At 73.1% G+C, this 26,354-nt stretch carries 25 protein-coding genes; 11 read left to right on the forward strand and 14 right to left on the reverse strand.

Annotation, left to right across the window (positions count from 1 at the left end):
* The first annotated feature begins 32 nt into the window (after positions 1-32).
* The 3 genes from ACIP5K_RS04435 to ACIP5K_RS04445 all read left to right on the forward strand — a co-directional run bounded on the left by ACIP5K_RS04435 (position 33) and on the right by ACIP5K_RS04445 (position 4,008).
* Positions 33-731, forward strand: a complete 699-nt coding sequence (locus ACIP5K_RS04435; protein ID WP_401404797.1) for a glyoxalase — start codon at positions 33-35, stop codon at positions 729-731.
* Between the two features lie 212 nt (positions 732-943).
* The gene (locus ACIP5K_RS04440) at positions 944-3,166 is read left to right on the forward strand and encodes an acetate--CoA ligase family protein (RefSeq protein WP_401404799.1); all 2,223 of its coding nucleotides are present in this window, start codon (positions 944-946) and stop codon (positions 3,164-3,166) included.
* Between the two features lie 35 nt (positions 3,167-3,201).
* Positions 3,202-4,008 carry an enoyl-CoA hydratase/isomerase family protein gene (locus tag ACIP5K_RS04445; protein WP_401404801.1) on the forward strand — a complete coding sequence of 269 codons (807 nt, stop codon included), beginning with the start codon at positions 3,202-3,204 and terminating at the stop codon, positions 4,006-4,008.
* 3 nt (positions 4,009-4,011) lie between these two features.
* Here ACIP5K_RS04445 and ACIP5K_RS04450 read toward each other — a convergent pair whose 3' ends face one another.
* Positions 4,012-4,491 (reverse strand): HPP family protein, encoded by a 480-nt coding sequence (locus ACIP5K_RS04450; RefSeq protein WP_401404803.1) that lies wholly within the window; start codon positions 4,489-4,491, stop codon positions 4,012-4,014.
* 127 nt (positions 4,492-4,618) lie between these two features.
* On the opposite strand from ACIP5K_RS04450, the gene ACIP5K_RS04455 reads away from it, so the two are divergent.
* Entirely contained in the window at positions 4,619-5,227 is a 609-nt protein-coding gene (locus ACIP5K_RS04455) for a flavin reductase family protein (RefSeq protein ID WP_401405275.1), read from the forward strand.
* 720 nt (positions 5,228-5,947) lie between these two features.
* On the opposite strand, the gene ACIP5K_RS04460 is transcribed toward ACIP5K_RS04455, so the two are convergent.
* Complete coding sequence (locus ACIP5K_RS04460; protein WP_401404805.1) at positions 5,948-6,586, reverse strand: TetR-like C-terminal domain-containing protein; 639 nt, start codon at positions 6,584-6,586, stop codon at positions 5,948-5,950.
* 167 nt (positions 6,587-6,753) lie between these two features.
* Here ACIP5K_RS04460 and ACIP5K_RS04465 point away from each other — a divergent pair, with 167 nt between their 5' ends.
* Complete coding sequence (locus ACIP5K_RS04465; protein WP_401404807.1) at positions 6,754-7,827, forward strand: alkene reductase; 1,074 nt, start codon at positions 6,754-6,756, stop codon at positions 7,825-7,827.
* 156 nt (positions 7,828-7,983) lie between these two features.
* On the opposite strand, the gene ACIP5K_RS04470 is transcribed toward ACIP5K_RS04465, so the two are convergent.
* Positions 7,984-8,532: a hypothetical protein gene (locus tag ACIP5K_RS04470; RefSeq protein ID WP_401404809.1), complete on the reverse strand. Its 549-nt coding sequence runs from the start codon at positions 8,530-8,532 to the stop codon at positions 7,984-7,986.
* Positions 8,533-8,538: 6 nt separating this feature from the next.
* Between ACIP5K_RS04470 and ACIP5K_RS04475 the strand changes: the two genes are divergently transcribed.
* Entirely contained in the window at positions 8,539-8,748 is a 210-nt protein-coding gene (locus tag ACIP5K_RS04475; protein ID WP_401404811.1) for a hypothetical protein, read from the forward strand.
* A gap of 42 nt (positions 8,749-8,790) precedes the next feature.
* Here the strand turns inward: ACIP5K_RS04475 and ACIP5K_RS04480 are convergent, their stop codons facing one another.
* A complete protein-coding gene (locus tag ACIP5K_RS04480) occupies positions 8,791-10,104 on the reverse strand; it encodes an MFS transporter (RefSeq protein WP_401404812.1) in 1,314 nt (437 codons plus the stop codon).
* 71 nt (positions 10,105-10,175) lie between these two features.
* Here ACIP5K_RS04480 and ACIP5K_RS04485 point away from each other — a divergent pair, with 71 nt between their 5' ends.
* A complete protein-coding gene (locus ACIP5K_RS04485; protein WP_401404814.1) occupies positions 10,176-11,171 on the forward strand; it encodes a GlxA family transcriptional regulator in 996 nt (331 codons plus the stop codon).
* Positions 11,172-11,371: 200 nt separating this feature from the next.
* On the opposite strand, the gene ACIP5K_RS04490 is transcribed toward ACIP5K_RS04485, so the two are convergent.
* The 3 genes from ACIP5K_RS04490 to ACIP5K_RS04500 are packed head-to-tail and all read right to left on the reverse strand — an operon-like array spanning position 11,372 to position 14,536.
* Positions 11,372-12,421 carry a Zn-dependent alcohol dehydrogenase gene (locus ACIP5K_RS04490; RefSeq protein ID WP_401404816.1) on the reverse strand — a complete coding sequence of 350 codons (1,050 nt, stop codon included), beginning with the start codon at positions 12,419-12,421 and terminating at the stop codon, positions 11,372-11,374.
* Positions 12,418-13,602, reverse strand: coding sequence for an acyl-CoA dehydrogenase family protein (locus tag ACIP5K_RS04495; RefSeq protein WP_401404818.1), 1,185 nt, complete (start codon positions 13,600-13,602; stop codon positions 12,418-12,420). The genes ACIP5K_RS04490 and ACIP5K_RS04495 overlap by 4 nt, the downstream gene beginning before the upstream one ends.
* A 19-nt stretch (positions 13,603-13,621) precedes the next feature.
* Complete coding sequence (locus ACIP5K_RS04500) at positions 13,622-14,536, reverse strand: SDR family oxidoreductase (protein ID WP_401404820.1); 915 nt, start codon at positions 14,534-14,536, stop codon at positions 13,622-13,624.
* Positions 14,537-14,650: 114 nt separating this feature from the next.
* Here ACIP5K_RS04500 and ACIP5K_RS04505 point away from each other — a divergent pair, with 114 nt between their 5' ends.
* Complete coding sequence (locus tag ACIP5K_RS04505) at positions 14,651-15,577, forward strand: cyclase family protein (RefSeq protein ID WP_401404822.1); 927 nt, start codon at positions 14,651-14,653, stop codon at positions 15,575-15,577.
* A gap of 146 nt (positions 15,578-15,723) precedes the next feature.
* Here the strand turns inward: ACIP5K_RS04505 and ACIP5K_RS04510 are convergent, their stop codons facing one another.
* The 4 genes from ACIP5K_RS04510 to ACIP5K_RS04525 form a co-directional block, all read right to left on the reverse strand.
* Positions 15,724-16,206 (reverse strand): ATP-binding protein, encoded by a 483-nt coding sequence (locus tag ACIP5K_RS04510; RefSeq protein ID WP_401404824.1) that lies wholly within the window; start codon positions 16,204-16,206, stop codon positions 15,724-15,726.
* Between the two features lie 433 nt (positions 16,207-16,639).
* Entirely contained in the window at positions 16,640-17,512 is an 873-nt protein-coding gene (locus ACIP5K_RS04515; protein ID WP_401404826.1) for an acyl-CoA dehydrogenase family protein, read from the reverse strand.
* A 7-nt stretch (positions 17,513-17,519) separates the two neighbouring features.
* Complete coding sequence (locus ACIP5K_RS04520) at positions 17,520-18,659, reverse strand: acyl-CoA dehydrogenase family protein (protein ID WP_401404828.1); 1,140 nt, start codon at positions 18,657-18,659, stop codon at positions 17,520-17,522.
* Positions 18,660-18,669: 10 nt separating this feature from the next.
* Positions 18,670-19,872, reverse strand: coding sequence for an amidohydrolase family protein (locus ACIP5K_RS04525; RefSeq protein ID WP_401404830.1), 1,203 nt, complete (start codon positions 19,870-19,872; stop codon positions 18,670-18,672).
* 160 nt (positions 19,873-20,032) lie between these two features.
* Here ACIP5K_RS04525 and ACIP5K_RS04530 point away from each other — a divergent pair, with 160 nt between their 5' ends.
* A complete protein-coding gene (locus ACIP5K_RS04530) occupies positions 20,033-21,568 on the forward strand; it encodes a class I adenylate-forming enzyme family protein (RefSeq protein WP_401404832.1) in 1,536 nt (511 codons plus the stop codon).
* A 234-nt stretch (positions 21,569-21,802) separates the two neighbouring features.
* Here ACIP5K_RS04530 and ACIP5K_RS04535 read toward each other — a convergent pair whose 3' ends face one another.
* Positions 21,803-22,306: an EF-hand domain-containing protein gene (locus tag ACIP5K_RS04535; protein ID WP_401404833.1), complete on the reverse strand. Its 504-nt coding sequence runs from the start codon at positions 22,304-22,306 to the stop codon at positions 21,803-21,805.
* Between the two features lie 133 nt (positions 22,307-22,439).
* A complete protein-coding gene (locus ACIP5K_RS04540) occupies positions 22,440-22,820 on the reverse strand; it encodes an STAS domain-containing protein (RefSeq protein ID WP_401404835.1) in 381 nt (126 codons plus the stop codon).
* A 338-nt stretch (positions 22,821-23,158) separates the two neighbouring features.
* Here ACIP5K_RS04540 and ACIP5K_RS04545 point away from each other — a divergent pair, with 338 nt between their 5' ends.
* Both ACIP5K_RS04545 and ACIP5K_RS04550 read left to right on the forward strand, forming a co-directional pair.
* A complete protein-coding gene (locus tag ACIP5K_RS04545; protein WP_401404836.1) occupies positions 23,159-23,734 on the forward strand; it encodes a sigma-70 family RNA polymerase sigma factor in 576 nt (191 codons plus the stop codon).
* The gene (locus ACIP5K_RS04550; RefSeq protein WP_401404838.1) at positions 23,731-25,023 is read left to right on the forward strand and encodes a zf-HC2 domain-containing protein; all 1,293 of its coding nucleotides are present in this window, start codon (positions 23,731-23,733) and stop codon (positions 25,021-25,023) included. The genes ACIP5K_RS04545 and ACIP5K_RS04550 overlap by 4 nt, the downstream gene beginning before the upstream one ends.
* A 405-nt stretch (positions 25,024-25,428) precedes the next feature.
* Here the strand turns inward: ACIP5K_RS04550 and purU are convergent, their stop codons facing one another.
* The gene (gene purU / locus ACIP5K_RS04555) at positions 25,429-26,307 is read right to left on the reverse strand and encodes a formyltetrahydrofolate deformylase (protein WP_401404840.1); all 879 of its coding nucleotides are present in this window, start codon (positions 26,305-26,307) and stop codon (positions 25,429-25,431) included.
* Positions 26,308-26,354 lie beyond the last annotated feature (47 nt).

The raw sequence follows: 26,354 nt of genomic DNA on the forward strand, positions 1-26,354 counted from the left end.
GTGGCCGCCGTGCCGGGCCTAGCGTGCAGGACATGGCAACCACCGCTTCCACCACCGCCCCCGTGTCCCTCGCGTCCGTCACCCTCGAAGTGGCGGACCCCGAGGCGACCGCCGCCTTCCACCGCGCCTTCGGCGTGGACGCGCACGTCCGCGTCCGGGCCGCCGCGGCGCCGCCCGCCGACGGCTTCCGCGGCTTCACCCTGGCGCTCACGGTGTCCGGACCCGCCACCGTCGACGCCTTCTTCGGCGCCGCCGTGGACGCCGGAGCCACCGTGATCAAGCCCGCCACGAAGTCCCTGTGGGGCTACGGCGGTGTGGTCCGGGCGCCCGACGGCACCTTCTGGAAGATCGCGACCTCCGCGAAGAAGGACACCGGCCCGGCCACCCGCGAGATCGACGAGTTCGTGCTGCTGCTGGGCGTCGACGACGTGAAGGCCACCAAGGAGTTCTACGTCGGGCAGGGCCTGCGCGTGGCCAAGAGCTTCGGCGGCAAGTACGCGGAGTTCACCCCCGGCACGGCCGCCGGGACCGGCACCGGCACCGGGACCGAGACCGCCACCGGCACCGGCACCGGCACCGGCGTCGTCAAGCTGGCGCTCTACAAGCGCCGCGGCCTGGCCAAGGACCTCGGGGTCACCGACGACGGCGCGGGCGCGCACCACGTCGTCCTCGGCGGCACCGGCGGCTCCTTCACCGACCTGGACGGGTTCGTGTGGGAGGGCGAGAAGTGAAGCTCCGGTAGGGACTTCCCCGGCACCGCACTGAACGCCCCGCCCACCGGGAAGAGAACCCCGGACCCCGTGGCCCGTCCGCCCCTCGCTCAGCCTTTGCGTGCAGCCCTGTTCCTGACGGAGCGTCAGTTCAGTAATCTGACAGTGCGTCAGTTAGGCCCGGAACCTCAGGCCTCAGTCGTTGCTGTCACACAGGAGGAGCGGGCGGAGCGATGCTTGGATCGACGTACGGCACTCTGACCACCGACTCCCGCCGGGCCCGCGTCATCGCCTGCGGAGAGCAGCCCGGCCCCGCCGTGCACGGCCGGGCCGGTACCGACGAAGTGGACGTCAGCGGGCGCCCGTTGCACGCCGACGTGGTGGACCTGGACCGGTTCTTCCGGCCCGAGTCCGTCGCCGTCGTCGGCGCCTCGGACGCCGAGGGGCGCCCCCGCACCGGAATCACCCGGCAGCTGATGGCCTGGGCCGAGCGGGTCGGCGCCCGGCTGTACCCGGTGCACCCGACCCGCGCGTCCGTCTTCGGGCTGCCCTGCGCGGCGTCGGTCGCCGACCTGCCGGAGCAGGTCGACCTCGCGGTACTGCTGATCGCCGACCCGGTCCCCGTCATCGAGCAACTGGCCGACACGAAGGTGCGGTTCGCGGTCGCCTTCGCCTCCGGGTTCGCCGAGACCGGCGAGCGGGGCGCCGCCGCGCAGGCCCGTCTCGCGGCGGCCGTGGACCGCTCCGGCCTGCGCCTGCTGGGCCCCAACACCAACCTCAACGCCTTCGAGCGGTTCCGCGACGACCTCGACGGACCGGCGATCGCGCTGATCACCCAGTCCGGCCACCAGGGCCGGCCCGTCTTCACCCTCCAGGAGCTGGGCGTCCGGCTCTCGCACTGGGCGCCCACGGGCAACGAGGCCGACCTGGAGACCGCCGACTTCATCTCGTACTTCGCCCAGCGGCCCGAGGTCGGCGCCATCGCCTGCTACGTGGAGGGGCTGAAGGACGGCCGCTCCTTCCTGCTCGCCGCGGACCGGGCCGCGCGCGAGGGCGTGCCGGTCGTCGCCGTGAAGGTGGGCAGGACCGAGACGGGCGCCCGCACCGCCGCCTCCCACACCGGGAAGCTGACGGGGTCGGACGCCGTCGTGGACGCGGCCATGCGCCAGTTCGGGGTGATCCGGGTCGACGGGCTCGACGAACTCCAGGACACCTCGGCCCTGTTGGCGCGGGCCAGGCCGCCGAAGGCCGACGGCGTCGCCGTGTACTCCATCTCCGGCGGCACCGGCGCCCACTTCTCCGACCTGGCGACAGCGGCCGGGCTCACCCTGCCCACCCTCGGCGCCGCCAAGCAGGCCGAGCTGCACCAGTGGATCCCGGACTACCTGAACGTCGCCAACCCCGTCGACAACGGCGGGCACCCGGTCGGCGACTGGCGCGGGCCGAAGATCATCGACGCGATCCTCGACGACCCGTCGGTGGGGGTGCTGATCTGCCCGATCACCGGCCCGTTCCCGCCCATGAGCGACAAGCTCGCGCGGGACCTCGTCGACGCGGCCGAGCGCACCGACAAGCTGATCTGCGTGGTGTGGGGGTCGCCGGTGGGCACCGAGGCGGCGTACCGGGAGACGCTGCTCGGGTCGTCGCGGGTGGCGACCTTCCGCACCTTCGGCAACTGCGTCGGCGCCGTCCGCGCCTATCTCGCCCACCACCGCTTCACGGCCGCCTACCGCTCCCCGTTCGAGGACGCGCCGCGCGGGCCGTCGCCGTCCTTCCGCAAGGCGCAGAACCTGATGCGGCCCGGACACCAGCTCAGCGAGCACGCGGCGAAGCAGCTGCTGCGCGCGTACGGGATCCGGGTGCCGCGCGAGCAGTTGGTGACCAGCGCCGCCGCGGCCGTCCGCGCCGCCTCCCTCGTCGGCTACCCGGTCGTCATGAAGGCGTCGGCGCCGCAGCTCGCCCACAAGTCGGAGCTGGGCCTGGTCAAGGTCGGCCTGACGTCGGCCAGCCAGGTGCGGGACGTCTACCGGGAGCTGACCGACATCGCCCGCTACGAGGGCATCGACCTGGACGGGGTGCTCGTCTGCCAGATGGTCGAGCGGGGCGTGGAGATGGTCGTCGGCGTCACCCACGACGACCTGTTCGGGCCGACCGTGACGGTGGGGCTCGGCGGGGTGCTGGTGGAGGTGTTGCGGGATGCCGCGGTGCTGGTCCCGCCGTTCGGCGAGGAGCAGGCCAGGGCGGCGCTCGACGGGTTACGGGGGCGGGCGCTGCTGGACGGTGTCCGGGGCGCGCCCGCGGCCGACACCGACGCCCTGGTGGAGGTCGTCCTCCGGGTCCAGCGCATGGCCCTGGAACTCGGCACCACCCTCTCCGAGCTGGACATCAACCCCCTGATGGTCCTCCCCCGCGGCCAGGGGGCGGTGGCCCTGGACGCCCTGGCCGTCTGCCGATGACCCCGAGTCAGGGGCACCCCGGGAAGGGATCGCGCATGACGGACGTCCCGCTCGACGAGCACGTACGCCACCACGTCGAGAACGGCGTCGCGTGGATCACCCTCAACCGGCCGGAGGCCATGAACGCGGTCACCTGGGACCAGCGCGAACGCATCATCGCCCTCCTCCAGGAAGCCACCGCCACCCCCGCCCTGCGCGCCGTCGTCGTCACCGCCACCGGCAAGGGCTTCTGCGCGGGCGCCGACCTCCGGGGCGGCCCCCCGCCGTCCCCCGACCGGATCCCCGGCGACGTGGCCCGCACCATCCGGCAGGGCGCCCAGCGCCTGATCGCCGCGGTCCTCGACTGCGAGAAACCGGTGATCGCCGCCGTCAACGGCACCGCGGCCGGCCTCGGCGCCCACCTCGCCCTGGCCTGCGACCTGGTGCTGGCGGCGGAGTCGGCCCGTTTCATCGAGGTGTTCGCCCGCCGCGGCCTGGTCCCGGACGGCGGCGGGGCCTATCTGCTGCCCCGCCTGATCGGCCCCCAGCGCGCCAAGGAGCTGATGTTCTTCGGCGACGCGGTGTCGGCCGCCGACGCCCGGGCGCTCGGCCTCGTCAACCGGGTCGTCCCGGACGGCGACCTGGCGCGGACGGCCCGCGAGTGGGCCGAGCGGCTGGCCACCGGGCCTACCCGCGCCCTCGCCCTCACCAAGCAGCTCGTGAACGCCTCCCTGGACAGCGACCGCGCGACCGCCTTCGCGGCGGAGGCGGCCGCGCAGGAGATCAACATGACGACGCGGGACGCGCAGGAGGGCGTGGCGGCCTTCGTGCGGCGGCGCCCGCCCACGTACGAGGGCAGGTAGGCGTCACCAGGCCAGCGGATAGCGGACCGCGTGCCCGCCGATGCGCCCCGGCAGCATCCCGATGGCCACGAGCAGCACCGCGGCGAGCGCGAGCAGCGGCAGGAACGGCCACGGGGACGGCCCCTGGAGCACCACGATCACGGCGGTCGCGGCGGCCGGGGAGTGCGAGAGGCGGGTCAGCATCATCGCGCCCAGCGAGAGCCCGGCCGCGACGGCCGCTCCCCAGGTGGTGGCGCCGGTCACCGCGTGGGTGGCGAAGCCCACGCAGGCGGCGAGGAGCTGACCGCCGACGAGGTTGCGCGGCTGCGAGATCGGCAGCCCCGGGGCGCCGTGCACCAGGGCGGCGCTGGCCGCGAGCGGGGGGATCAGGAGGGGCTGGTGGAGCAGGACCCCGACCCCGGCCAGGAGCAGCAGGGCGCCGATCGCGAAGGTGGTGGCGCGCAGGGCGTGCAGCGGGTGCGGGCGGGGTGGCGGGGTGGTCACTCGGGTACTCCGGGCAGGTCGGGGGGTTCCGCCGAGGATAAACAGACTGTTGATTGAATCCGGAATCTCTTGCCTCTCCGGCACGGCCCTTCCTATCTGACGGGTCGTCAGCTTCAATGGGGTCATGATGGGACACGCAGGAATGGCGGCCACGGTCGTCCGGTACCTCAGGTCCGTCGGCTCCCCCACCTCCGCCGGGCCCGTGGAGGCGCTGCCCCGTCCGGACCTGCGCGCCGTCGGCGACGACGAGCGGGCGCCGGTGGATCCGGGCGAGTTCCGCCGGGTGCTCGGCACCTTCGCGAGCGGGGTGACCGTGATCACGGCGGCGGGCCCCGACGGTCCGGCCGGTTTCGCCTGTCAGTCCTTCGCCTCGCTCTCCCTGGATCCGCCGCTGGTGGCGTTCATGGTGGCCCGTACGTCGACGACCTGGCCCCGGATCGCCCGCGCGGGCGCCTTCTGCGTGAACGTCCTCGGGGCCGGGCAGAGCGAGCTGTGCCGGGGGTTCGCGGTGAGCGGGGCCGACAAGTTCGCGGGGGTGGACCACAGTCCGGCGCCGGTGTCCGGGGCGCCTCGGGTCGAGGGGGGTGCGGCCTGGATCGACTGCGCCGTCCACGCCGTGCACACCGGTGGCGACCACCTGATCGTGGTGGGCCGCATCACAGCCCTGGGCACCCCACCCACCCCGGTCTCCCCCCTCCTCTTCCACAGAGGCCACTTCGCGACCCTGGAAGACTGACCCGGCCTCACGCAGTTCCCCTGGGTAGCACTTCGTCCGCGGCCCGGTGGGGGCTGGTCGCGCAGTTCCCCGCGCCCCTGAGATGCGCACTGCGTGCGCCATCTCATCCAAAGATCCAAAGAGGCGCGCCACCGCCCCGCCCCCAGGGAAAGACACACGAACCGAGAAGCCCCACGGGGAGGCCGCACGCAGCGCACGCCTCAGGGGCGCGAGGAACTGCGCGAGAAGCCCCACCAACCCCCAGACGACGAACCAACCGGCCCGGGGAAGGAGAGGCCGCGCGCAGCGCACGCCTCAGGGGCGCGAGGAACTGCGCGAGAAGCCCCACCAACCCCCAGACGACGAACCACCCGGCCCAGGGAAGGAAAGGCCGCGCGCAGCGCACGCCTCAGGGGCGCGAGGAACTGCGCGAGAAGCCCCACCAACCCCCAGACGACGAACCACCCGGCCCGAGGAAGGAAAGGCCGCGCGCAGCGCACGCCTCAGGGGCGCGAGGAACTGCGCGAGAAGCCCCACCGGGGCGCGGGGAACCGCACGGCCGGCCCCCACTGCGACCGCACGACGCGCGACTGGTCCAAGGGCAAGTCCAGCCCGTCGAAAACGAACCTCGTCCGGTCCGGCTGGGCCGATGGGGACGACGACGCGCTCGATGCCCTGGGGGACGACATCATCCGTCCATGCCGTGCGCCCGCGCGTCACGGGAGCGGCAGGGCCCTGCGGTCAGCCCGCGGTCTCGCCCTGCCGGTTTGCGAGCAGGGGGAGCAGGACGCTGTCGACGAGGCGCTCCGCCGCCTCACTGTCGGGTACGAGGCCGTTCAGGAGAGCGTCGAACAGCAGCTGCCCCATGGCCAGGCGCAGGCACGCGGGGACATCCGCCCCCTGCCGCAGTTCCCCGCGCCGCGCGGCCTGCTCCGCGATGGCCGTACCGACGTCCATGCTCGCGCGCACCATCTGCCCCCGGGCCGCGTCGCGCAGGTCCCGGTGGTCGCGGACGGCCTCCACCAGGCTGACCAGCGACACCCCGTTCTTGCCGCGCAGGGCGGCGGCCATCTCCAGGGTGGTGGCCAGCAGGTCCTGGCGCAGGCTGCCGGTGTCGGGGACGAGAACCGCGCGCCCTTCCGACTGCCGGCGCAGCGCCTCGGCGACCATCTCGTCCTTGGTCTTCCACTTCCCGTAGATCGTCGCCTTCGACGCCCGGGCACGGGCCGCCACAGCGTCCACCGTCAGCGCTTCGAAGCCGACCTCCGCCACCAGATCCAGCGCCACGGCCAGGATCGCGTTCTCGCGGGCCCGGCCCCGCTTCGGCGAACCAGCCGACACGGACGCCTCACCAGGAGGGGCGGAATCAACGGAAGTCACGGAATCACCTTACGGCCGCCGCGGGCAGGGCGGCGGCACCCCCGGGAATAGTGAACGATGTCGTACAGTTCTACCGAGCGAGGTTCTGTACGACGACGTACAGAATTTTGCGCCCCGTGCTGGAGCGGTACGGGAGCGACCCGTCTCCCTCGAAGGACATCACCACCATGACCACAGCTTTCGACCCCATCAAGATCGGCTCCGTGGAGCTGAAGAACCGCATCGCGATGGCTCCGATGACCCGCAGCCGCGCCTACGGCCCCGACCGCAGCCCCTCTCCCATGGCGGCCGAGTACTACGCCCAGCGCGCTGGCGCCGGCCTGATCGTCACCGAGGGCACCCAGCCCAACGTCATCGGCCAGGGCTACCCCTTCACCCCCGGCCTGCACAACGACACCCAGGTCCAGGCATGGCGCCAGGTCACCGACGCCGTCCACGCCAAGGGCGGCGTGATCTTCGCCCAGCTCATGCACACCGGCCGCATCGGCCACCCGGCCAACTACGACACCCCCCTCACCCCGACCGGCCCCTCCGCCGTCCGGGCCGCCGGACAGACCTTCACCCCCGAGGGCATGAAGGACTTCGTCGTGCCGGTCGAGATGACCGTGCCCGACATCGAGCAGACCATCGAGGACTTCGTCACCGCGGCGCGCAACGCCCTCGACGCCGGATTCGACGGCGTGGAGATCCACGGCGCCAACGGCTATCTCCTCCAGCAGTTCATGTCCACCAACGCCAACACCCGCACCGACGAGTGGGGCGGCACCGCCCACAACCGCATCCGCTTCACCACCGCGGTCGTCGAGGCGGTCGCCGCCGCCATCGGAGCCGGCCGGACCGCACTGCGCATCTCCCCCGCCAACCCCTTCAACGACATCGTCGAAGACGACTTCACCGAGACCTACCCGCTCCTGCTGGACGCGATCAACCCGCTGGGCCTGGCCTACCTCCACGTCATGGAGACCATGGCCCCCGACCTCACTCCCGTCCTGCGAAAGCAGTGGAGCGGCGTCTTCATGCTCAACCCGGTCACCCCCAACTCGCGCACCGGAGCCGAGCAGCTTGCCCTCATCGAAGACGGAGCGGCCGACATCCTCTCCTTCGGCCAGCTCTTCATGGCCAACCCCGACCTGCCCCACCGCCTCGCCACCGGCGCCCCCCTCGCGGAAGCCGACATGAGCAAGGCGTACGGCGGCGACGCCGCCGGCTACACCGACTACCCCACCCTCGAGAACAGCTGACCACCTCTCTCGGCGAAGCCCGCCCGCCGCAGCACCCCGCCAACGGCCCCCGGCGCAGATGTGCTGCGACCACCGGGCCGGGGCTTCGCCGAGTACCCTCTGCGGCCACGCGCTTGGGGAGACGTACGACTCCCCTTCGACCGGGCAGGGCGTCAATCAGATGCCGTAACCGTCGTCGGGCAGGTTCCGGTCCGGTTCCGGGCACTCTCGATGCGACAGGCCCCACACGTTGACCTTGCTCAGGATCCAGTCGTCGCCGGGCGGCGCGTCGTAACTCTCCCGGTCCGTGAATGTGAAGCTCACCCGCACATCCTCCGCCGGTGAGGTCTGCAAGGTCCGCTGGTCAGCCAGTCGCTCGTATGCGATGGCCTCCCAGTGGCAGCCCTCGTCGCCGAACGCGGCGACCAACTCGGACTCGGTGATCCGCGAGGGGACGGAACGCGGTCCGCCGGAGCCGGGGACCGCGAGCTCCGCCTCTCCCTGCCAGACCGGAATGCTCATGGAGTGCAGCATCCGGCAGCGGCAGAAGACCATCTGGACGCTGCCGCAGCAGAACCAGTGCGGCCAACGCCGCTTCTTGTGGACCCGCCCCGTGTCCACAAGATCCCCGTACGCGGCTGCCACATCAGCCAGCCGCGCACCAGGGTGCAGTGCCCCCAGCTGCCCCGTCCTCGCCAGAGCAGCCAGTTCCCTCACCAGGTTCATCCACAGATGATCGCAGCCCAGGTGATCAGCGTGGGAGGGTTCGACGATGGTGATCTCGGGGGGGCATCAGCCGCAGCCGGAACAGCGCTTGCTTGGCTGCCGCTCGCGGCCGTTGATCTTCCTGCCGGTGTCGTGGCCGCGGAAGTTCTTGCCGACCGCTGGTCACGGATCCGCCCGATGACGCCGGCAGCCACCCGGCGGGCCATGAACCCATGACAGGTCCGCCGGGGCGGGAGGCCCGCACGCGTTCGCGCCCCCTCACACCGCAGCAGCCCGACCCGGCCGCAGGCCCTTTCGCCGGATCACCAGAGACATCAGAGCAGCGGCAGCGCACAACGCCCCGGACGCGTACCAGACCACGTCGTACGCCCCGAAGACATCCCGCGCCACCCCGCCCAGGAACGCCACCACGGCCGCCCCCACCTGGTGCGAGGCGAGGACCCAGCCGAACACGATCGCGCTGTCCTCCCCGTAGTGCTCCCGGCACAGCGCGATGGTGGGCGGCACCGTGGCGACCCAGTCGAGCCCGTAGAAGACGATGAAGAACAGCATCGGCGGATGGACGGACGGCGCGAGCAGCATCGGCAGGAAGACGAGCGAGACGCCGCGCAGGGCGTAGTAGACGGCGAGCAGCCGCCGCGCCTCGAACCGGTCCGTGAACCAGCCGGAGGCGATCGTGCCGACGACGTCGAACACCCCGATCACGGCGAGCAGCGACGCGGCCGCGGTCACCGGCATCCCGTGATCGTGCGCGGCGGGCACGAAGTGCGTCTTGACCAGCCCGTTCGTGGAGGCCCCACAGATCGCGAAGGTCCCGGCGAGCAGCCAGAACGGCCCGGTCCGCACCGCCTTGAGGAGCACCCCGACGGCCCGCCCGGCGGCCCCCGCCACCGGCGCCGGCTTGGGCACGAACACCTCGGACCCGTACGGCATCACCCCCACGTCGGCCGGGTGGTCGCGCAGCAGCAGCCACACGAACGGCACGACGGCGAGCGCCGCGAGCGCGACGGTGACGGCGGCGGGCCGCCAGTCGTGCTTCTCCACGATCCAGGACAGCAGCGGCAGGAAGACCAGCTGGCCCGAGGCCCCGGCGGCGGTGAGGATCCCGGTGACCAGTCCGCGCCGGGCGACGAACCACCGGTTGGTGACGGTGGCGGCGAAGGCGAGCGCCATCGACCCGCTGCCCAGGCCCACCAGCACCCCCCAGAACAGGACCAGTTGCCAGGCCGCCGTCATCCACACGGTCAGCAGCGAGCCCAGGGATATGACGCTCAGCGCGACGGCGACGACCTTGCGGATGCCGAAGCGGTCCATGAGCGCGGCGGCGAACGGCGCCGTCAGCCCGTACAGCGCGAGGTTCACGGACACGGCGAAGCCGATCGTGCCGCGCGACCAGTCGAACCCGGCGTGCAGCGGCTCGATGAGCAGGCCGGGCAGCGAGGCGAAGGCGGCGGCGCCGATGATCGTCACGAAGGTGACCGCGGCGGCGGCCCAGGCCCAGCGGGGCCCCGGCCGTCCGGCGGTGGCCCCGAGGGGGGCGCCGGTGGGTTCGGAGGTCTGCGTCGTCGTCACGGCCAACAGCCTCGGCCACCGGTTCCGGCCGGACCAGTGGCCCGGACGACAGCATTCGCTAGGATCGGGCCATGACCGTCCCGCCGCCCACCAGCGCCCCCCGGCACCGCGTCGTCGTGCTCGCCCTCGACGGGGTGATCCCCTTCGAACTCGGCATCCCGCAGCGGATCTTCGGCCGCGCGCGCGGCGCGTCGGGCGAGGAGCTGTACGAGGTGCTGACCTGCGGCGTCCGGGCGCCCGGGCCCGTCAGGACCGACGCGGACTTCTCCGTCCTGGTCGAGCACGGACCCGAGGCGCTGGCGACGGCGGACACCGTGCTGGTCCCCGCCTCCCACGCGCTGGGCCCGGTGCACGAGGAGGGACGGCTGACCCCCGAGCTGGCCGCCGCGCTGGCCCGCGTCAGGCCCGGGACCCGGCTGGTGTCCATCTGCACCGGCAGCTGGGTGCTGGCCGCCGCGGGGCTGCTCGACGGGCGGCCCGCGACCACGCACTGGGCGCACGCCGACGCCTTCCAGCGGATGTTCCCCGCGGTGCGGGTCGATCCCGAGGTGCTGTTCATCGACGACGGCGACGTCCTCACCTCGGCGGGCGTCGCGGCCGGCATCGACCTGTGCCTGCACATCGTGCGCCGCGACCACGGCGCGGCCGTCGCCAACGACGTGGCCCGGCGCACCGTCGTCCCTCCGCACCGGGACGGCGGGCAGGCCCAGTACATCGAACGGCCGGTGCCCGAGCCGCACGCGGCGACCACCGTGGCCGCCCGCGCCTGGGCGCTCGCCCATCTCCACGAGCCGATCCAGCTGCGGGACATGGCCGGGCAGGAGGCCATGTCGGTGCGCACCTTCACCCGGCGCTTCCGGGAGGAGGCCGGGGTCAGCCCCGGCCAGTGGCTCACCCGGCAGCGCGTGGAGCGGGCCCGCCACCTGCTGGAGACCTCGTCGCTGTCCATCGACCAGGTGGCCGCCGCGGCGGGCTTCGGCACGGCCCAGTCCATGCGCCAGCACCTCCAGTCGGCGCTGGGCGTGACCCCCACCACCTACCGCCGCACCTTCCGCGCGACGGCCTGACCCGGCGACGACCGGCTCCGCCCACGACCACCTGGGCCACGCACCCGCCGCCCCGGTGACGCAGCCGCCACCCCGGCCACGCACCCGCCACCCCGGCCACGCACCCGCCGCCCCGGTGACGCACCCGGGCCACGCCACCGGCACCACCCACCAACACCACCCGCGGCAGCACCCCGGTGCGGCACCCCGGCGCCGCCCCGTCAGAACGTCAGCACCCCCCGGGCCACCCGCCCCGCCTCGGCGTCGGCGACCGCCTTGCCGAAGTCCTCCACCGGGTAGGTCTGCGTCACCAACTCGTCGAGCAGCAGCCGGCCTTCGGCGTACAGATCGGCGTAGAGGCGGATGTCGCGCTGCGGCCGCGACGAACCGTACCGGCAGCCGAGGACGGACTTGTCCAGGAACAGCGCGGCCGGCACGAACGACGCCTCGGCGTCGGCGGCGGGCATCCCGAGCAGCACGGCCTGCCCGTGCCGGTCGAGCAGGTCGATGGCGGCGCGCACCAGCTCCACCCGCCCCACGCACTCGAAGACGTGGTCGGCGCCGTCGGGCAGCACCGCGCGCACCGCCGCCGCGTCGCTCAGGAAGTCGGTGGCGCCGAACCGCCGGGCCACCTCCTCCTTCGCCGGGTTGGAGTCGACGGCGACGATCCGCAGCGCGCCCGCGATCCGGGCGCCCTGGAGGACGTTGAGCCCGACCCCGCCGGTGCCGATGACGACGACGGAGTCGCCGCGGTCGACCCGCGCCCGGTTGAGGACGGCGCCGACCCCGGTCAGCACCCCGCAGCCGATCAGCGCGGCGGACGTCAGCGGGATCCCCGCCGGGATCTTGACCGCCTGGACGGCCTTGACCACGGTCCGTTCGGCGAACGCCGAGTTCGACGCGAACTGGTAGAGCGGCTCGCCGCCCCGCGAGAACGGCTGCTGCGGCCTGCCGATGGCCCGCCGGCACATGGTCGGCCGGCCCCGGTCGCACTCGGCGCAGGTGCCGCAGTTGGCGAGGGTGGACAGCGAGACGTGATCGCCCGGCGCCACATGCGTCACCCCGGCCCCCACCGCCTCCACCACGCCCGCGCCCTCGTGCCCGAGCACGACCGGCCGCGGGAACGGGATGGTCCCGTCGATCACCGACAGGTCGCTGTGGCACAGCCCGGCCGCGGCGACGGCCACCAGCACCTCGCCGGGCCCCGGGTCCCGTACCTCCAGGTCGTCGACCACGACGGTCTCCCGGCCGTCGAACACCACACCCCTCACAACGCCTCCCTGGGCAGGCCGAGCACGCGCTCGGCGATGATCGTGCGCTGGATCTCGTCCGAGCCGCCGTAGACGGTGTCGGCCCGGCTGAACAGGAACAGCCGCTGCTGTTCGTCGAGTGCGTACGGCGCGCCGGGCGTCCAGTCGCGCGGCCCGGCGGTCGCGGCGGCCCCCCGCACCCGCAGGGCCAGCTCGCCGAGCCGCTGGTGCCAGCCGCCCCACAGCAGCTTGGCGACGCTGGGGGCGCCCGCGTCCTCGGCGCCGCCGAGGGTGCGCAGCGCGTTCCACCGCATGGTGCGCAGCTCGGCCCAGAGCCGCACGATCCGGTCCGCGAGCACCGGGTCCCGCACCGCGCCGGAGGCGACCGCGTCGCGTACGACGGCGGCCAGCTCCTCCTGGAATCCGATCTGCTGGGCCAGGGTGGACACGCCGCGTTCGAAGCCGAGCAGCCCCATGGCGACCCGCCAGCCGTCGCCCTCGCCGCCCACCAGGTCGGCGGCGACGGCCCCGTCGAAGAAGACCTCGTTGAACTCGCTGGTGCCGGTGAGCTGCTGGATGGGCCGTACGTCGACGCGGCCCGGCTGGTCCATCGGGACCAGCAGGAAGGACAGGCCGTGGTGGCGGCGCGAGTCCGGCCGGGTCCTGGCGAGGACGAAGCACCAGTCGGCCTGGTGGGCGAGGGACGTCCACACCTTCTGCCCGCTCACCCGCCACCGTCCGTCGCCGTCCCGCGCGGCGCGGGTGCGCAGCGAGGCCAGGTCGGAGCCCGCGCCGGGTTCGCTGTACCCCTGGCACCACAGCTCCTCGCCGCGCGCGACGGGCGGCAGGAAGCGGCGGCGCTGCTCCTCGGTGCCGTGCGCGAGCAGGGTGGGGGCGAGCAGGTTCTCGCCGATGTGCCCGTAGCGGCCCGGGGCCCGCACCCGGGCGTACTCCTCGGCCCACACCACCTGCTGGGTGAGGGTCGCGACCCGGTTGCCGTAGCCGCCCCGCCGCCAGCCGAGCCCGATCCAGCCCGCGGCGCCCAGTTCCCGCTCCCAGGCGCGCCGTTCGGCGGCCGCCTCGTGCTCGCTGCCGGGGCCGCCGCGCCCGGCGAGCCCGGGACGGGCCCGGATGTGCTCGCCCAGCCAGGCCCGCGCCTCGCCCCGGAAGGTCTCGTCCTCGTGCCCGAACCCGAACTCCACGCCCCGTCACCCCCGTCCGCTACTGGTTGGGCCGTTCCTTGGCGGCGGCCGCCCGTGCCATCTCCTGGAGCTGGGCGAGCAGCGGCATCGGGTCGGTGCCGACGGCGCCCGGCAGGAAGTCGGCGATCCGCTCCGGCGTCCAGGAGCCGCCCTCGGCGTATCCGGCGCGCAGTTCGCGCGGCTGCGCCCACACGGCGATCTTCGGCCCGGCCACGGTGTACACCTGGCCGGTGATCCCCTCCTCGCGGGCCCGGTCGCTGAGCAGGTAGACGACGAACGCGGCGACGTCCTCGGGCTCCCCGATCTCCTTCAGCGTCATGGGCACGTTGGCCGACATGCGGGTCCGGGCGACGGGCGCCACCGCGTTGGCGGTCACCCCGTACTTGTGCAGGCCGAGCGCGGCGCTGCGCACCAGCGAGATGATGCCGCCCTTGGCGGAGCTGTAGTTGGCCTGGGCGACGGACCCCTGGTGGTTGCCGCTGGTGAAGCCGACGAGGGTGCCCGTGCCCTGCGCGCGCATGACGGCGGAGGCGGCCCGGAACACGGTGAAGGTGCCCTTCAGGTGGGTGGCGACGACGGGGTCCCACTCCTCCTCGGACATGTTGAACAGCATCCGCTCGCGCAGGATCCCGGCGACGCACACCACCCCGTCGAGCCGCCCGAACGTCTCGACGGCGGCGTCCACGACGCGCTGCCCGCCGGCCATGGTCGACACGTCGTCGGCGACGGCGACGGCCTCCCCGCCGGCCGCCTCGATCTCCTTGACCACGCCGAGCGCCACCTCGGAGGTGGGTTCGCCGCCCTCGACCGAGACCCCGTAGTCGTTCACGACGACCCGGGCGCCCTCGGCGGCGCACGCGAGGGCCACGGCGCGTCCGATGCCGCGCCCCGCCCCCGTCACGGCGACGACCTTGCCTGCCAAGAAGTTCCCCATGCCGGCCCCTTCCCGCGGTTTCTGACGACCCGTTAGATTTTGCTTGCGCTCGGATTCTACGACCGGTCGGACAGGCCGGCACAAGACCTGGAACACAACACTCGGGAGGACCCGATGCCCCTGCCCGCCGAGTTCCACGACATCGCCAAACGCGTGAACAACTGGGGGCGTTGGGGAGAGGCCGACGAGATCGGCACCCTCAACCTCGTCACCGACGAGGTGGTCCGCGCGGCCGCCGCCGAGGTCCGCACGGGCCGCCGGGTGCCGCTGGCGCTGCCGCTGAAGGAGGACGGGGTCCAGACGGGGCTGATCCCCGGCCGGATCAATCCGCTGCACGCGATGGTGCAGATCAACCAGGAGATCTTCGGCCCCGGCACGGTGGCGTGCAGCGACGACGCGGTGACCATGGGGCTCCAGGCGGCCACGCACTGGGACGCCCTCACCCACGTCTCGCACTCGGGCCGCCTCTACAACGGCCGCCCGGCGGGGACCGTCACCGCGCACGGCGGCGCCGCGTTCGCCGGGATCGACAAGATCCCGTACCTCGTCTCGCGCGGCGTGCTGCTCGACGTGGCGGCCGCCAAGGGGGTGGACCGGCTCCCCGGCGACCACGCGGTCACCCCCCAGGACCTGGACGAGGCCGCCGAGTTCGGCCGGGTGGAGGTGCGCGCGGGCGACATCGTGCTGGTCCGCACGGGCCAGCTCCAGGTGTATCTGGCGGGCGACAGGCACGGGTACGGCTACCCCTCACCCGGCCTGTCGGTGCGCACCCCCGAGTGGTTCCACGCGCACGACGTGGCGGCGGTCGCCAACGACACCCTGACCTTCGAGATCTTCCCGCCGGAGATCGAGGACCTGTGGCTGCCGGTGCACGCGCTCGACCTGGTCGAGATGGGCATGCTCCAGGGCCAGAACTGGAATCTGGAAGCTCTGTCCACAGCCTGTGGAGAGCTGGGCCGCCACAGCTTCCTGCTCTCGGCGATGCCGGAGCCCTTCGCGGGCGCGACGGGCACCCCGGTGGCCCCGGTGGCGGTCCTCTGACCCCGGGCCGCAGGCGGATCCGCCGAGGGCCCCCGTCACAAGGGCCCTCGACGTCCCCTCGCGGCGATGCGCCATCCACAAGCGTGACCAAACGGACACAACACGTCAACAGCCGTACGGGTATTTACGGTTTATGCGCACAATCTTCAGGCGCTCACGGAAGCACTCGGCCGGAGCGCACCCGGCCCGGAGGCCCCGGCCGACCAGCCGGCCCCCGCGCCGGAGGGACATCGGTCGATCTCGCACCAGATGGCCTTGCCCGCGCCCTCGGGCCGCCAGCCCCAGCGGTCGGCGAGGCCGTCGACGAGTTCGAGCCCGCGGCCGCCCGTCTCCTCGCCCCGGGCGTGCCGGGGCGCGGGCGGCCGGGTGCTGGAGTCGGCGACTTCCACCCGCACGGTGCCCGGACACGCTCCCCCGGCACAGGGCAGCACCATCCGGAGCACGGCCGGACGGCCGGTGTGCACCACGGCATTGGTCACCAGCTCGGAGACGAGCAGGATCATCGTCTCGGCGGCCGGCTCGTCGGGATCCACGCCCGAGCCGGCGAGCCGCTGCCGCGCCCATCTGCGGGCCCGCCCCACCTCCGCGGGATCGGCCCCGACCTCCAGTTGAACCTGAAGCACCTGCACCGCTCACACCATCCGAACCGGCGGACACGTCGCCTCGCGCCACTGAGTTTGCTGGCCACTGCTGAAGATCACGGACCGTGACCCCCATGCCGCACAGCATGGTTGACGTACAGTCACCCCAACAAGCGCTTCGGGCATATTCCAGCGCGAAGGAGTACCCGTACGGCATACTGTGCGACGCACCCGGCGGGGGGTCGAACAGGCGGGCGTGATGCACCGCCCTGGGCTGTGAGCGGCGCTCATCCACTGCCCGGGCGCCGCCTCGGAGGCAACACCGGCACGGTCGCTCGGGTTCAGCACCACTCGCATCTGCCACAAGGTACCGGAGCCGACGGCCGACTCCACGGCGTGACGAGCCCCGCGAAGGACACAACCCGATATCGACGCACCGTCACTGTGCGTACACCTTTCGTCAGGGCGTGCCCGGGCGGGGTCACAGCGAGGCCGCGAGCGTCTCCTCCGCGTCCCGCGCCCGGCCGCCCAACTCGGCCCGTGTCCAGGCCCGCTTCAGGTGCAGATGGACGTCCCCCTCCCAGGTGAAGCCCATGCCGCCGTGCACCTGGAGACAGTCGCGGGCCCCCTGGACTGCGGCCTCGTCGGCGAGCAGCCGGGCCGCGGCGACCTCCACGGGGTCACCGGTCACGGCCGCCGCGTACACCGCCGCACGGGCGATCTCGACCCGTACGAGCATCTCTGCGCACAGATGTTTCACTGCCTGGAAGGCCCCCACGGGCTGTCCGAACTGCTCCCGTTCCCGGGCGTGTTGAACGGCCATCTCCAGGGTGCGGCCCGCCGAGCCGAGCTGTTCGGCCGCGTACAGCAGGGTGGCCCGCCACGGTGGGCGGGTCCGTGCGGCGCCGGGCTCCCGGTGCAGCGGGGTGAGCGGGTCGACGGGGGACGCCAGCGGTAGGACGCCGGCCGGGCCGCCGCGCACCACGTCCGCCGCGTCGAGCCACGGCACGAGCCCGTTGTAGGGCGCCGTCACGACCGTCGCGCCCGTCGCGGCGCCGTCGATCTCGCCCGCCGCGAGGAAGGTGGCGACCAGCGGGCCCGGCAGCAGGGCCCGCCCGCACTCCTCGAAGACCAGGACCGCCTCGGCGAGGCCGAGCCCGACGCCGCCCGCCGCCTCCGGCAGGCACAGGGCGAACAGCCCGGCCGCGCCCAGCTCGCGCCACAGGTCCCGGTCGAGCGCGGGCCGCGGCGCGTCGACCGCGGCCCGCAGCGCCGCGCGCCCGAACCGGCCGGCGAGCAGCGCGCGCGTGCCGTCCCGCAAGGCCCTCTGGTCCTCGCTCAGTTGGAAGTGCACGGCCCGCTCACCGTCCGCCCCTGGGAAGGCCGAGGATGCGCTCGGCGACGATGTTGCGCTGGATCTGCGAGGTGCCGGCGGCGATCGTGTACGACAGCGACGACAGCCGGTCCAGGGTCCACTCCTGCCCGGCGTCCAGCGCGTCCGCGCCGCCCAGCACCCCGGCGGCGACGTCGTAGAGCCGCTGGCGGGCGTGCGAGTAGCGCAGCTTGAAGACGGACCCGCCGGTCCCCGGCACGCCCCCGCTCGCCTGCGCCTCGCTGACGTTCCACTGGGTGAGCCGCCACAGCGCGCCGAACTCGGCGGCCAGCAGGGCCAGTTCCCGGCGCAGCACGGCGTCGTCCCAGCGGCCGGTGGCGCGGGCGTGCGCGGCCAGTTCGCCCAGCACCCGGCGGCAGGCGACGACCTCCCCGACGAAGGCGGTGCCGCGTTCGAAGGAGAGGGTCACCATGGTCACGCGCCAGCCGTCGTCCTCCCGCCCGACGCGGTGGGTGACGGGCACCCGCACCTCGTCGAGGAACATCTCGGCGAACTCGGTGGACCCGGCGAGCGTGCGCAGCGGGCGCACCGTGATGCCGGGCGCGTCCATCGGCATCGCCAGCCAGCTGATCCCCCGGTGCTTCGCGGCGTCCGGGTCGGTGCGCACCAGCAGCTCGCACCAGTCGGCGACCTCGGCGTGCGAGGTCCAGATCTTGGAGCCGCTGACGACGTAGAAGTCGCCGTCGCGCACCGCCCTCGTGCGCAGCGCCGCCAGGTCGGATCCGGCGCCGGGCTCGCTGAAGCCCTGGCACCACACCTCGTCCCCGCGCAGCACGGGGGGCAGCCAGCGCTCCCGCTGGGCGGGCGTGCCCTCGGCGGCGATGGTGGGTCCGGCGTGCAGCAGTCCGACGAAGTTCGCGCCGACGTAGGGGGCGCCCGCCCGCTCGGTCTCCTCCAGGAAGATCAGCCGGGTGGTCGGCGGGGCGTCCCAGTGCACGTCCCCGTACCCGGCGTCGTACAGGCGGCGCTGCCAGCCGGTGTCGTAGGCGCGCCGGCCGGGCCAGTCGCCGGGGGCCGGCCTGGGCGGCAGCGCGGGCAGTGCGGTGGCGAGCCACGCGCGCAGCCGCGCCCGGTACTCCTCCTCCTCGGCGGTGCAGGTGAGGTCCATCGGCGGGCGCCTACCGGCGGTGCCGGTCGAGGTCGAGGCCGAGCATGCGGATGGCGTTGCCGCGCATCAGCTTGTAGACCGTCTCCTCGTCGAGGCCCTTGACGTGGTCGAGGGCGACCTCCTTGGTGTGCGGGAAGGTCGAGTCGACGTGCGGGTAGTCGGTCTCGAAGGTGGCGTTGTCGCGGCCGACGACGTCGAGCGAGGCGACGCCGTGCTTGTCGCGGAAGAAGCAGCAGAACATCTGCCGGTAGTAGTACGTGGACGGCGGCTCGGGGATCAGGTCGCGCACCCCGCCCCAGGCGCGGTGCTCCTCCCAGACGTCGTCGGCGCGTTCGAGGGCGTACGGGATCCAGCCCATCTGGCCCTCGCTGTAGGCGAGTCTGAGCGTCGGGAACTTCACGAGGACGCCGCTGAAGAGGAAGTCCATCATCGAGGCCATGGCGTTGTTGAAGCTGAGCGCGGCCTGCACGGCGGGCGGGGCGTCGGGGGACGCGGCGGGCATCTGGGAGGAGGACCCGATGTGCATGTTGACGACCGTGCCGGTCTCCTGGCACACGGCGAAGAAGGGGTCCCAGTACCCGGAGTGGATCGAGGGCAGCCCGAGGTGGGTGGGGATCTCGGAGAACGTCACGGCCCGCACCCCGCGCGCGGCGTTGCGGCGGATCTCGGCGACGGCGAGGTCCACGTCCCACAGCGGGATGATGCACAGCGGGATGAGCCGCCCGCCGCTGTCCCCGCACCACTCGTCGACCATCCAGTCGTTGTAGGCGCGCACGCAGGCCAGGGCCACCTCCTTGTCGTGCGCCTCGGCGAAGGTCTGGCCGCAGAAGCGCGGGAAGGTCGGGAAGCACAGCGACGCCTCGACGTGGTTGAGGTCCATGTCGTCGAGGCGCGCCCTGGGGTCCCAGCAGCCGCGCCGCATCTCCTCGCGGGTGATCCCCTCCAGCGTCATGTCGTCCCGGTCGAAGCCGACGGCCGCGATGTTGCGCTTGTACGGGAACTTCAGGTCCTCGTAGATCCACCAGTCGGCGGGCGGGCCCTCGGGGTCCATCGTGATCTGGTACTTGCCCGCGACGTACGCGAGTTCGCCGATCCCGGCGGTGAGCGGCCTGGGGCCCCGGTCGCGGTACTTGGCCGGCAGCCAGGTCTCGAAGAGGTGGGCCGGTTCGATCACATGGTCGTCGACGCTGACGATGCGCGGCAGTTCCGTCATGAGTGCTGAGCCCCTCCACCGGACGTGCAGAACGTTTCTGATGACCCGTCAGATATCAGGCTAGCCCCGCACCCCTGGACCGACAAGGAGCCCGGACTTACGCTCTCCCTCACATCTGACAGACCGTCAGTTACGGTGCAGGCTCCGGAGGGGTACGCAGATGACGGACACCGCACACGCCCTGGGCGCGTCCCGCACGCTCTGGGAACTGGTCGAACGCCGCGCCGCCCTGACCCCCGACCGCCCGGTGTTCCTCCAGGGCGAGCGCACCCTGACCTTCGGGGAGCTGCGCGCGCGGGCCGAGCGGGTCGCCGCCGCGCTGCACGGGCGCGGGGTGCGCCCCGGCACCGTCGTGGCGTGGCAGCTGCCGACCCGGATCGAGACGGCCCTGCTCACCTTCGCGCTGGCCCGCATCGGGGCGACGCAGACCCCGGTCATCCCCTTCTACCGGGAGCGCGAGGTCGGTTTCGCGCTGCGCGAGTCGAAGGCGGAGTTCTTCGCGACCCCCGGTGTGTGGCGGGGCTTCGACCACACCGAGATGGCGCACCGGCTCGGCGCGAAGGGCGTCTTCGAGGCGTACGAGGACCTGCCGGAGGCCGACCCCTCCGTGCTGCCCCCGCCGCCGGACTCGGGCACGAACGTCCGCTGGATCTACTGGACCTCGGGCACGACCTCCGACCCCAAGGGCGTGCTGCACACGGACCGTTCACTGATCGCGGGCGGCTCGTGCCTCGCCCACGCGCTGCGCCTGTCGGAGTCGGACGTCGGCTCGATGGCCTTCCCCTACGCGCACATAGCGGGCCCCGACTACACGGTGATGCTGCTGCTCTACGGCTTCCCCGCCGTCCTGTTCGAGCAGTTCGCGCTGCCGGACGCGCTGGCCGAGTACCGCAGGCACGGGGTGACGGTGGCGGGCGGATCGACGGCGTTCTACTCCATGTTCCTCGCCGAGCAGCGCAAGGCGCCGGAGCGCAGGGTGATCCCGACGCTGCGGCTCCTCGCGGGCGGCGGCGCCCCGAAGCCGCCGGAGGTCTACCACAGCGTGGTCCGCGAGATGGGCGTCCAGCTCACGCACGGCTACGGCATGACCGAGGTCCCGATGATCACGATGGGCGCCCCGGACGACACCGCCGAGAACCTCGCGACGACGGAGGGGCGTCCGCCGCGGGGCATGGAGATCAGGATCGTCGACGCCGACGGCCACCCGGTGCCGGCCGGCGTCGACGGCGAGGTGCGGCTGCGCGGGGAGGCCGTCTGCCGGGGCTATCTGGACCCGCGCCAGTCGGCGGACGCCTTCGACGCGGACGGGTTCCTCGTCACCGGCGACCTGGGCCACCTGCGGCCCACCGGCCATCTCGTGCTCACCGGCCGCGCGAAGGACATCATCATCCGCAAGGGCGAGAACATCTCGGCGAAGGAGATCGAGGACCTGCTGCACGCCCACCCCTCGGTGCAGGACGCCGCCGTGATCGGCCTGCCCGACGCCGAGCGGGGCGAGCGCGTCTGCGCGGTCCTGGAACTGCGCCCCGGCGCCCCGCGGTTGACCCTCCCCGAGACGACGGCCTACCTCCGCGAGGCGGGCCTGTCGACCTTCAAGCTCCCCGAACAACTGGAGATCGTCGACGCCCTCCCCCGCAACGAGACCCTGCGCAAGGTCCTCAAATACAAACTGAGATCCCACTTCGGCCCATCCTGAACCCGTCCCCGCCAGGGGCGCGGGGAACGGCGCGAGAAGCGGCCACCGGCCGTCAGCCGACAACGACACCCTGAGCGAGCGCAGCTCGCAACTGGGGCGCGGGGAACGGCGCGAGAAGCGGCCACCGGCCGTCAGCCGACCGACCACCCAGGGGCGCGGGGAACTGCGCGACCGGCCCGCACCGGACCACCACCGTCACGCACACCCCCCGCACCCCACGTCACCGCCGAACACTCACTCCGGCACCGTGAAGTACAGCGCGAACCCGCGCACGACCTCGTCCTCGGAAACCCGCCCGTCCCCGTCCCCGTCCAGCGTCCGAACGGCCTCGGCGGCAACCCCGCTCTCGACCCCCCACGCCCGCAACACCCGCTCGGCCCCGGCCACCGCGACCCCGCCGTCCCCCTGCTCCGGCTCGGCCAGAGCGATCGCCGCGCGCAGGAACGGCCGCGCGATCTCGGCGAACCGCTCCGGGCTGTCCCGCAGCCGCTTCACGGCCCCGGTCACGAACTCGCCCCGGGTCACCCGCTGGTCACCGTCCACATCGGCGATCCCGGCCATGCCCTGCCAGAACGCCTCGGCCCCGGCGAACAGTTCCTGCCCCTTGTCGCAGCGCGCCGTCACCTCGAACTCGGCGAGCAGCGCCTTCGCGGCGGCGTAGAAGTCGCCGCGGTCGATGTATCCGTTGCCGTCCTGGTCGAAGCCGGCGAACCGGGCCGCGATCCTCCGCTCGTCCATGCTGATGAGCCGCCTCTCACGTCGGTGGGTCCTACGCCTGCGAGCGTACGTCGAACAGCGAAGAAGGGGGCCGGAAGTGCGCGGTTGCGACAGGACCGGAGACATTCCGCGGCCCATCGCCCACCGGCGGGGGCTATGCGGACAGCGGCTCCGCGTCGTCGTCGACCGCCGCCGTCACGTCCGGGTACACCTCGAACAGCCGCCGCACGCCGAGCGCCGCGAGCACCCGGTTCACGTGCGACCCGTCCTCGGTCCCGCGCGCGGGCAGGATCAGCCGCAGCCGGCCCTGGCACGAGCGCATCAGGCGGCGGGCCGCGATCAGCACGCCGACCCCGCTGGAGTCGCAGAAGAACACGTCGGAGAGGTCGAGCACCACGCTGTGCCGGCCGTCGGCGACGGCGTCGTGCACCTGCTGGCGCAGTGCCGGGGACGTCACCAGGTCCATCTCGCCCGAGACCCGCACGACGGCCCAGTCGCCCTGCGCCGACTCATTCACCTTGAGCGCCACGCGCATCGCCTCTCGCTCGACGTCACTTCACTTCTGCACGCATCCGGAATCTTCGCCTACGTTTCTCCTGCGCGGCTGCCCGACCGCCCTGGGATGAAACACCCCCGCACACCTATCACATATGACTCTGTTAAGACCGAGCCGGGCGTTTCTCCGCCAAACCGGTCAGAGGGCCGCTCGCGCACCTCACCTGGGATCCGGCCCTTTATCACCTGGAGCCGTCGGGGGCGCTCAATGCCACAAAGGGGCGTGCGTCACCGGTGACGCGGACTACATTCGGGTAGGAGGCACGCAGTTCGCAAGCAGAGCAGCACTACGTGACGGGCAGCCGGTGAGGGGGCTCCATGCCCAAGGACACGCCGTCCCGCTGGGACCGGAGGATGCAGCAGCGCCTGGCGCACGGGGAGGCCGCGGCGCTCGGAGAGCTGTACGACCGCTTCGCCTCCCTGGTGCACGGCCTGGCCCACCGCGTCCTGGACGACGAGGACGCCGCGGACCAGATCACCCGCGAGGTGTTCACCCAGATCTGGGAGAACCCGGAGGCGTACGACCCCAAGTCGGGCCCGCTGCGCTCCTTCATCGCCACGCTCGTCCACCGGCAGGCCGTGCAGCGGCTGCGGCAGACCGAGTCCGCGGCGCTGGTGCGCAGCGGCCGGGGCACCACCGAGGACCTGGAGCGCAAGGTGCGCCGCGCCTCCGCCGCGGCCCGCGCCGACTACATCGTGACGTCCATGCCCGCCCCGCTGCGGGCCGCGCTCGAACTCGCCTATTTCCAGCGCCGCGACTACCGCCAGACCGCCGCCGACCTCGGCGTCACCGAGGACGAGGCGCGCCGCCGGCTCCGCCTGGGGCTGCAACTGCTGTCCACGGCCCACGACAGCGGCGCCCCGCCCCGCGACGGCTACGGGCGGCAGACGTGAGCGGGGCGGGCGGCCCGGACCGCCCCGGCCCCCACGACCCGTTCGGCGACGAGCCCGGCCGGCCGGGCGAGTCCGGTTCCGGTGGCGCGGCGGAGGCGGCGGCCCGGATACCGGCGCCGCGGCACTCCGTCGAGGACACCGGGGGCCCGCTGCCCGACGTTCCCGCACCCGTACCGCTGGTTCTGGAGCACCGCGTGCTCAAGTCACTGCTCGGCGCCTGGGCGCTGGCCGCCTGCTCACCGGAGGAGGCCGTCGCCGTCGAGGATCATCTCGGCACGTGCGGCACCTGCGCCGAAGAAGCCCTGCGCCTGCGGGACGCCGTCGGGCTGCTGCACGCCGAGGATCCCCTCGACCTCGACCCGATGCTCCGCGCCCGGGTCCTGGAGGGCTGCCTCGCCCGGCGTCCCGCGCGCGTGCCGGTGCCCGCGTGGACGGCGCCGTACGACGCCGAGACCGCCCGGCTCGACGCGCTGCTCCAGGACTTCGGCGACCCGGAGTGGCACGCGCCGGTCCGGCTGCGCTGGTACGAGGGCGACGAGCAGGTCAGCCGCAAGACCACCGTCGCCGGGGTCATCGCCCATCTCACCAGCGTCGACGGCCTCGTCGCCCGGGCGCTCGGGCTCGACGACCCGGCCGGGCCCGTCGCCCGGGGCGGGCTCGGGCCGCTGGAGCGCACCGAGGCGTACTGGAAGGCCGCGCACGTCCCGCCGACGCGGGCCGCGCGGGCGCCGTGGCGGGACCAGACGCACGCCGTGATCCGTACCGTGTCGTTCGCCGGGGAGGACTCCGCCGGCGCCGGGGGCACCGGCGGGCTCCCGATCTCGTACGGGGACTTCACGCTTCCGCTGCGCGACGCCATGATCGACCGGGCCTTCGAGTGCTGGGTGCATGCCGGGGACATCGCGGAGGCCGTCGACTATCCGTACGCGGCGCCGTCGCCCCGCCATCTGAACCGGATGATCGATCTGGCGGCGCGCATGCTGCCCGGGTCGCTGGCCGTGCGGCGGGAGGCCGGGCTCGCGGCGCCGGTCGTCGACGAGGTGCCCGGGCGCAGTCTACGGCTGGAGGTCGAGGGGGCCGGGGGCGGTGAGTGGCTGATCGCTCTCGACTCGGCCGGCGGGGTGGGGTCGGCCGAGCGGGAAGTGGCTCATGTCGCGCTGGACGGGGTGGAGTTCTGCCGGCTGGCCGCCGGGCATGTCTCTCCGGAGGAGGCTGCCGCGGGGCAGTTGGGCGATCGGGCGGCGATCCGTGACGTTCTGCGCGCCACCGCTTCCTTGAGCCGCATGTAGCCTCCGGCGCCGCTGGGGGTTCTTCGCCTGCGGGCCGGTGGGGGCTGGCCGCGCAGTTCCCCGCGCCCCTGGGGAGTTCTTCGTCCGTGGGCCGGTGGCCGCTTCTCGCGCAGTTCCCCGCGCCCCCAGGGGGTTCTTCGCCTGCGGGCCGGTGGGGGCTGGTCGCGCAGTTCCTCGCGCCCCTGGGGGGTTCTTTGTCCGCGGGCCGGTGGGGGCTGGTCGCGCAGTTCCTCGCGCCCCTGGGGGGTTCTTTGTCCGCGGGTCGGTGGCCGCTTCTCGCGCAGTTCCCCGCGCCCCCAGGGGGTTCTTCGCCTGCGGGCCGGTGGCCGCTTCTCGCGCAGTTCCCCGCGCCCCTGGGGGCGCGCTGCATGTGCCGTGCCTGCCGAGATCGCGCGGCGGGTGGGGTCAGGCGAAGACCACGGTGCGGCGGCCGTTCAGGAGGATGCGTCGCTCGGCGTGCCACTTGACGGCCCGCGCCAGCGCCTGGCACTCCACGTCCCGGCCGATCGCGACCAGCTGGTCCGGCGTGACGTCGTGCCCGACCCGCTCGACCTCCTGCTCGATGATCGGCCCCTCGTCGAGATCGGCGGTGACGTAGTGCGCCGTCGCCCCGATCAGCTTCACACCCCGGGCGTGCGCCTGGTGGTACGGCTTGGCGCCCTTGAAGCTCGGCAGGAACGAGTGGTGGATGTTGATGATGCGCCCGCTGAGCTGCTTGCACAGGTCGTCGGAGAGGACCTGCATGTACCGGGCGAGCACGACCAGCTCGACGTCCTCGGCACGGACCAGTTCGAGGACCTGCGCCTCGGCGGCGGCCTTGGTGTCCTTCGTCACGGGGATGTGGTGGAAGGGGATGTCGTACGAGGCGACCAGCTCGGCGAAGTCGGTGTGGTTGGAGACGACGGCGGCGATGTCGACGGGCAGCGCGCCGATCCGGGCCCGGAACAGCAGGTCGTTCAGGCAGTGCCCGAACCTGCTGACCATCAGGACGACCTTCATCCGGTCCGAGGCCCGGTGGATCTGCCAGTCCATGCGGAAGGAGTCACCGATCGCGGCGAAGCTGGCCCGCAGCTTCTCCACCGTCACCGGCACGTCCGCGCTGAAGTGGACCCGCATGAAGAACAGCCCGGTGTCGTGATCGCCGAACTGCTGGCTGTCCTCGATGTTGCAGCCGGTCATGAAGAGATAGCTCGACACGGCGTGCACGATGCCCTGCTTGTCGGGGCAGGACAGGGTGAGGACGTACTGATCGGGGCCGGCGTCGGCTGCGGACTGCGCGTTCATAGGGGCAAGGTTCGCACACCGCGCCCCTCGGCGACCGCCCGTCCCGC

It is taken from the genome of Streptomyces sp. NPDC088785, assembly GCF_044750685.1.
Classification (GTDB): Bacteria; Actinomycetota; Actinomycetes; order Streptomycetales; family Streptomycetaceae; genus Streptomyces.